Origin of the sequence: Parafrankia sp. Ea1.12 (genome assembly GCF_900465275.1) — a bacterium.
In the GTDB taxonomy this organism is placed as follows: domain Bacteria; phylum Actinomycetota; class Actinomycetes; order Frankiales; family Frankiaceae; genus Parafrankia; species Parafrankia soli.
Genome location: NZ_UBIZ01000578.1, coordinates 1 through 6,891, shown reverse-complemented (window position 1 = coordinate 6,891; position 6,891 = coordinate 1). Strand labels below are relative to the sequence as shown.

The window sequence follows — 6,891 nt, the reverse complement described above, 5'->3', positions numbered from 1 at the left end:
CGGGAGTGAGTTCGGCGGCTCGGGGGTGCCGGGAGCTCTCGCCGGTGGCGAGGTGGTCGACAGCGATGACGAGCATGCCCTGAGCCGCCATATGCTCGCCGAAGCTGTAGCCGGTGCGGCCGGGGACTTCGAGGTGCCAGTACGCCTTTGTGTAACTACCGCCGGGCAGGCAGAAAAGTAACGGCACCGGCCCCGCTGTTCCGGCTGTGGGCGGGAATACCCAGGTGGTGACGTGGTGGCGCCCGTCGATCGGCACGCGGCCCGTGACGTCGACGACGGCGGTGGCTGGGGTGGTCATCGGTGGTGTCCTAACAGGCGCAGGGCGGTGTCCGCCAGCTCGAAGAGCAGGGGTTGGTCGGTTACGCCGCCGGCCTTGGCGAGGTCGAGGGCGATGTCAATGTCCTTGCGCAGGACCGGTGCGTGTTGCGCGATGCCGGAGGTGTCGAAGTCGGAGCGCGCCAGGATCGCGGCGGCGCGGCTTCCGCCGCTGCCGTTGGCGAGCACCCTGGCGAGGGCAGCACGGTCGACGCCCAACCCGTCGGCGAAACCGAACGTCGTGAGGCCGACGGCGATCTGCGCGGTGAACACGAGGTTGTTCAGCGCCTTGGCGACCTGGCCGCTGCCGAGGGCGCCGAGGTGCAGGACGGGGTCGCCGAAGGTTTCGAAGACCGGACGGCACCGGGTCAGGGCGACCTCGTCGCCACCGGCCATCACGAGCAGCCGTCCCGCTGCGGCACTCGGCGCGCCGCCGCTGACGGGCGCGTCGATCAGCGTGACGCCGTGGCCGGCGGCCTTCTCCGCGAGGCGGTGGCAGGTCGCAGGGTGGATCGTGGAGTGGACGGCTATGACGCCGCCGGGGGCCATGCCGGCGAGGACGCCGTCGGGGCGCAGCAGTACGTCTTCGACGTCGGCGTCGGCGACCACGCAGAGGCCGACGAGGTCGCTGGCGGCCCCGACCTCGGCGGGCGTCGAGACGACGGTGGCGGCGGTATCGGCAAACGGCGCCACCGTTTCCGGGCGACGCCCCCAGACGGTGAGCGGGTAGCCGTCCTCGACGACTCGACGTGCCATCGGCGCGCCCTGGCTGCCGAGCCCGATGAACCCGACTCGCACCATCAGACAACCTCCTCGAACGCGGGCGACGACGCCCGTAGCGAACGTTCCATAGGACGGACGAGCACGATCCGAAACAGCGCGTCGTTCCGTGGCAGGACCGACCGGAGTGCTCATTGGTAATCGCTGACGAGCCGGGCCAGGTAGGCGTCGAGGTCGGCGGCCCGTTCGCGGAGCTCGTCGGCCGCCTCCGGCGCGGTGAGGAGCAGGAACCGGTCCTGGACGACGGCGTCGGCCACGAGCTCGCCGACGGATTCCGCGTCCACGACGGGAAAGCTGGGGCCTCGTGGCGGGTTCGGATCGCCGTAGAAGCTGATCTGTTCGATGATGTTGGTGGCGACGCCTGCCGGGCACAGGCAGGTCACTCCGATGCCCCGGGGCCGAAGGTAGAGGGCCAGTGCCTCGGACAGGCCGACGACGGCGTGCTTCGTCGCGGTGTAGGGGAGGCGGTCGAAGCCGTAGGGCAGCAGGCCTGCGGTCGACGCGGTGTTGACGACGTGGCCCGACCCCTGTTCGAGGAGCAGCGGCAGGAAGACGAGGTTGCTGCGCACGACGCCCAGAAGGTTGACGTCGACGACGCGCTGCCACGCCTCGAACGGGATGTCTTCCGGGGCGCCGACGGCGAGGATGCCCACGTTGTTCATCACGATGTCGATGCGCCCGAACCGGTCCAGGGCGAGATCCCGGGCGGCCTCCAGATCGGCGAGGCTGGTCACGTCGCACTTCGCCGCCGCGGCATGGTCGCCGCACTCGGCGGCCACCGTGGTAGCGCGGGCGCCGTCGACGTCGGTCACGACGACCCGGGCACCGCGGGCGGTGAAGGAACGGGCCGCGGCTCGGCCGATACCGCTGCCAGCTCCCGTGATCAGTGCGACCGCGTTGTCGAGGTCCACGCTCATTGCTGATCTACTCCGTTGGTCAAAGGGACGTCTGGCGTTTGATCACAGGAACGTCCGCCAGGCGACGCCGGCGGGGTCGGTGCCGTCGAGGGTCGCGAGTGCGGCCTCGGAGACCGGGGCCTCGAGGAAGCCGACCATGCCGTCGAGGAGGCTCATCACCTCGACGGCGAAGGGAAGGACGGCCTGACCGCCTGACCGGGCCCGCTCCCGGTCAGCACCGGCGTGCACGATGGACGTCATCGCGTGGGTGATGCGGTGGGTACGCAGCGGCTCGGCGATGTGCGGCAGCAGCGCCTTCAACTGCTGGTCGAATGCCGTCACCGAGCTCCGGAACTCCTCCGGCATGCTCTCGAACACGTCACGGCGGCCGCACTGCCAGAGCATCGCCACGAAGTTGAGGTAGTGGCTGCCGGGCTGCTCGCTCTGCTCCAGGACCGTCCGAAGCTGGCACTCGACCCACGAGCGCAGATCCTTCGGGCGCAGCTCGGCGACCAGCAGGGTGCGCCGCTCGTGCAGGCGAGGAAGCCGATACTCGAAGATCGCTTGGGCCAGTTGGTCCTTCGAGCCGAAGTGGTACTGCACCACCGAGTTGTTGCCGTTGCCTGCCGCCACCCTGATCTGGCGCATCGACACCCCCTCGATCCCGTGCAGCGCGAACAGGCGCTCCGCGGCGAGCACGATCTGTTCCTTCGTCGAGCGAGTCACCATCGGCATGGCTGCATAGAAGCACTCTGGACGAAAGTGAGTCAATCCTCTTACAGTTCAGCAACACGTCTCATGCAGCGCCGGGAGGTACCCGCGTGACCCACCCGCCAGCCGTCCAGACCTACCGCGAGGTCATGACCGTCGACCCGCCTGTCAAGACCACGCCGTTCGAACAGGCGACCCACGAGTTCGTGTTCGGCCAGGTCTGGCCGAGGCCCGGACTCAGCCGCCGCGACCGCCGGTGGGTCACCCTCACCTGCGTCGCGGCGGCCGACTCGCCGCAACCCATCGACGACCACGTCTACGCCGCCCTGAACAGCGAAGACATGTCCCTGGAAGAGATGCTCGAGTTCGTGCTGCAGTTCGCCGTCTACTGCGGCTGGCCCAAGGCGTCCCACGTCGAAGGCGTGATCCGTCGGCAGTGGGTGCGTATCCGGACCGCACGCGGCGAGGACGCGACGCCGTGGCCGATGCTGGCCGATGCCACACTCGGCCCGAACGACTGGGCCCAACGACTTGAGCGCGGCGTGAAGGAATTCGAGGACGTCAACGGCTTGCCGGCACCCAAGCCCGACTCGCCGTACACCCACGCAGGCATCCTCAGCTACGTGTTCGGCCACGTCTGGCAGCGGCCGGGCCTCAGCCGCCGCGACCGCCGACTCGTCACCGTCGCGAGCGTCGCCGTCGACGACTCGCCGATGCCGTTGATCGCGCACGTCGGCGCCGCACTGCAGTCCGGCGACATCACCAAGGCCGAGATGGACGAGGTCGTACTGCAGTTCTCGGCCTACTACGGGTTCGCCAAGGGCGAAGCGCTGCAGGCGAGCGCGGACGACGCCTGGGCTCGCCTGCACGGGTAGCAGCTCACGACAGTGCCGGCACCGTCCGCCCCTGCACCGGTGGGCGGGGCAGGAGGTAGCGGCGGCTACGACAGGGCGATGACCCGGCTCTCGATCGACCGGCCACACCGAAAAACACTGCAGTACCTCGACTGACCCAGTGCGACGGTGAACCGGTAGCCGGGATATTCCTCACAGGAAATACTCAGAAAGCGGGCTGTCGACGCCGCGCGCGGTTGACCCCGCCAAGCAGAGTCGGCACAGAGGGAATAAAGAGAGTCTCCCGCAGGGCCACTGTCATCTGTGATGGTAGCGGCGCCGGCCCGCGCTGTTCTCGCCCACCTGCCCTCCGTGTGAACCTCGAAAAACTTTCAACTAAGGCGTTAACGCCGTCGTTCGCTGTTGACGTCATGTGTCGCTCTCTGACCGGCGACCTGTCGGACTACTCGACCATTAGATGGGAAGAACATGCACCTTACGACCGTACCGCCCGGCAGTCTGGCTCAGTCACGGGCGCGGCGACCGATCGCGAGAAAGCGTTTAGCAGCCTTATCCGCCTTATCTGCTAGCCTGCTTTTTGTCGCCGCGTGTAGTTCTGGCGACGACGGCTCAGCTGAAACACCTGCCACTGGCGGGAACACAGCGGACGTGCTCGGGCCATCGGCGCCGGCGCAGGGCGAGCCGGTACGGATCGGTCTGGTCACCGACGGCAAGAGCGCCGGCGCGGACACGTCCGTCGAGCCGGCGGCGGCCGACGCGACCGTCGCGTTCCTGAACGAGCGCCGCTCCGGTATCGGTGGTAGGCCCATCGAGCTGGTGAAGTGCGAGACGCTGGGAGACCCCGCCAAGGGCACCGACTGCGGAAACCAGATGATCGAAGAGGACGTCGTCGCCGTCCTCATGGGCAACTCGGCTGTCTCGGACAGCGTCTGGGAGCCGCTGCACGAAGGACACGTCCCTGTGGTGCTGTTCGCCTCGAGCGGTGCCGGCCCGCTGGCCGATGGCGAGTCGACCTTCATCCTGACCGACTCCTCCTTCGCCGTAATCGACCTTCCCGTGCAGCTCGCGGAGGAACGGGACGCCACAAAGGTGACGTCGGTCGTGATCGACGTGCCGGCCGCGCTGAACCTCGTACAGAACGTCGCCCCGGCGCTGTTCGAGGACGCGGGCATCGACTTCGATCTCGTTCCGGTGCCACCGGGCACGGCTGACATGACGCCGCAGATGCAGAACGTCGTGGACGGCGACACTGGGGTCGTGTTCATCGTGGGCAACGACGCGTTCTGCATCAGCGCCATGAACGGCCTGCGGGCCGTCGGGTACGAAGGCCAGATCAGCGCCATCTCGCAGTGCATCACCGACGCGACGCGCAAGGGTGTTCCCGGGGACCTGCTGGAAGGGACGGTCGTCGCCGCCTCGGCGCCGATCGGGCTCGACAACTCCTCGACCCGCCTCTACAACGCCGTCGTGGAGACCTACGGCGACGACGTCGACACCAGCCAGGTCCTCGGGATGAGCATGTTCACGACGATTTCCGCCCTCCAGTCGGGCGTCGAAGGGATCACCGGGGACGTCACCTCCGAGTCCATCATCGCCGCACTCAAGTCGATGCCGGAGAAGGACCTTCCAGGCGTGGAGGGCATGCGGTTCCGCTGCAACGGCAAGGCCGACCCGAAATCACCCTCGGTCTGCGTCCGCGGAGGCCTCGTCACGACGCTGAACTCCGACGGCCAACCCGCCGAGTACAAGGCGCTCGGCGTCACTCCGATCGAGGACTGAACCGGCTCAGGTTCAGCAACGCAGGCTTGACCGGAACAACGTCGGGAGATCGTGATGGACCGCGTCGCTTCGCTCCTTCTCGGGCTGGGTAACGGGGGAGTGTACGCGGCGCTCGCGGTCGCGGCCCGAAAACCCGGTCGATGCTGGAAATCTTCCCTGCTCTGGAGCGGCGGTGGACCCTACCCGCGGGGGCGTTGTCCGGCGGCGAGCAACAGATGCTCGCGATGGCACGGGCTCTGATCCAGCAGCCCAAGGTGCTCCTGGTCGACGAGCTCAGCATGGGCCTGGCACCGCATGTGGCCGAGGCGCTGTTCGACACCGTCCGCCGCATCGCCACCGACCACGGCAGCGCCGTAGTCCTCGTCGAACAGCACGTGAACCTCGCGCTCGAAGTCGCCGACACCGCCGCCGTCCTCAACCACGGCACCATCGTCCTACGAGGCCCCGCCACGGAACTCGCCAACGACACCAAACGCCTCGAGCGCACATACCTCGGCACACTCGGGACAAGTGGAAGAGGACTGACCTCATGCCTACGATCGGAATCGCGACGGGCGCAGGGCGCGGAATGGGAACTGCGTGCGCGGCACGGCTTGCGGACATCGTCGACGTCCTGCTCCTGGTTGACAAGGACGATGGATCAGCGGTAAAGACAGCGAAGAGCCTCGTCGGCGACGACCGGAGAGCCAAGGTCGAACCGTTTCCCCTCGACGTCACGGACCGCGAAGGTCTGTCATGTCTGTCGTCGCGGGTATCGGAATTGGGCACGCTGCGCGCTGTCGCACACGCCGCAGGCATCTCTCCGACCATGGCCGACTGGCGTCAGGTCCTGACCGTCGACCTCGTCGGCACCGCCCTACTCAGCGAAGCGCTCTTACCCTTGACGACGCAAGGCACAGCCGTCGTCCACTTCGCCTCGATCGCGCCGCTGCTCGACCCAAGCGGGGCGAATCCGGCCGCTGAGGCTGCGCTCGACGACCCACTCGGGGCAGGTTTCCTCGAGCGGATACACGAAGCAGTCGGATCCACGATCGAGGACTCCGGAATAGCTTATATCTGGGCGAAACGTGGGGTCCAACGGCTTGTGCAGCGCGAAGCCACCCGGTTCGGCCGGCTCGGCGGCCGGGTCTGCTCCGTGTCACCAGGCATCATCGACACCCCCATGGGCCGGCAGGAGGCAGCGACTCGATCTACCAACGACTGGCTGGTGGAACAGACGCCGCTCGGCCGAGAGGGCCACGCCGACGAAGTGGCTGCTGCGGTGGCCTTCCTGCTGTCCAACGAAGCGAGCTTCGTCAACGGGATCGACATCCCAGTCGACGGCGGCGTGATAGCTGCCCTACGGACCGCCGTTCGTCTGGGCCAAGACCGCCGACGAGATCCTTGAGACCCTCGCCGCCTACTGCCAGCGAATCAGCGACTCAGGACACTAGTGTCCCGGTCCGGAGATTCGCGCGCAGTAGTGCCCGATCGCGTCGATGATCTGGTCGGCGGTCCTGGTCCACTTGAAGGGCCTGGCGTTCTCGTTCCAGTGACTGATCCAGTTTTCGAGGGCG

At 67.6% G+C, this 6,891-nt stretch carries 6 protein-coding genes and 2 pseudogenes; 4 read left to right on the top strand and 4 right to left on the bottom strand.

Annotation, left to right across the window (positions count from 1 at the left end; all coding sequences use genetic code 11):
- The 4 genes and pseudogenes from FMEAI12_RS32185 to FMEAI12_RS32170 form a co-directional block, all read right to left on the bottom strand.
- A pseudogene (locus FMEAI12_RS32185) lies at window positions 1-298 on the bottom strand (alpha/beta hydrolase family protein); the annotation flags it as partial.
- Window positions 295-1,116 (bottom strand): NAD(P)-dependent oxidoreductase, encoded by an 822-nt coding sequence (locus tag FMEAI12_RS32180; protein WP_112108962.1) that lies wholly within the window; start codon window positions 1,114-1,116, stop codon window positions 295-297. The gene FMEAI12_RS32180 and the pseudogene FMEAI12_RS32185, both read right to left, overlap by 4 nt.
- A 110-nt stretch (window positions 1,117-1,226) precedes the next feature.
- Window positions 1,227-2,012, bottom strand: coding sequence for an SDR family oxidoreductase (locus FMEAI12_RS32175; protein ID WP_112108961.1), 786 nt, complete (start codon window positions 2,010-2,012; stop codon window positions 1,227-1,229).
- A gap of 42 nt (window positions 2,013-2,054) precedes the next feature.
- Window positions 2,055-2,726 carry a TetR/AcrR family transcriptional regulator gene (locus FMEAI12_RS32170; RefSeq protein ID WP_112108960.1) on the bottom strand — a complete coding sequence of 224 codons (672 nt, stop codon included), beginning with the start codon at window positions 2,724-2,726 and terminating at the stop codon, window positions 2,055-2,057.
- Between the two features lie 86 nt (window positions 2,727-2,812).
- Between FMEAI12_RS32170 and FMEAI12_RS32165 the strand changes: the two genes are divergently transcribed.
- The 4 genes and pseudogenes from FMEAI12_RS32165 (at window position 2,813) to FMEAI12_RS32150 (ending at window position 6,722) form a co-directional block, all read left to right on the top strand.
- Window positions 2,813-3,577, top strand: coding sequence for a carboxymuconolactone decarboxylase family protein (locus FMEAI12_RS32165; protein ID WP_235014922.1), 765 nt, complete (start codon window positions 2,813-2,815; stop codon window positions 3,575-3,577).
- Window positions 3,578-4,204: 627 nt separating this feature from the next.
- On the top strand, window positions 4,205-5,335 hold the full coding sequence (locus FMEAI12_RS32160) for an ABC transporter substrate-binding protein (protein ID WP_235014920.1): 1,131 nt from the start codon (window positions 4,205-4,207) through the stop codon (window positions 5,333-5,335).
- A gap of 122 nt (window positions 5,336-5,457) precedes the next feature.
- Window positions 5,458-5,832 (top strand): annotated as a pseudogene (locus tag FMEAI12_RS32155) (ATP-binding cassette domain-containing protein); the annotation flags it as partial.
- 32 nt (window positions 5,833-5,864) lie between these two features.
- Complete coding sequence (locus tag FMEAI12_RS32150; protein ID WP_112108958.1) at window positions 5,865-6,722, top strand: SDR family oxidoreductase; 858 nt, start codon at window positions 5,865-5,867, stop codon at window positions 6,720-6,722.
- Window positions 6,723-6,891: the final 169 nt, after the last annotated feature.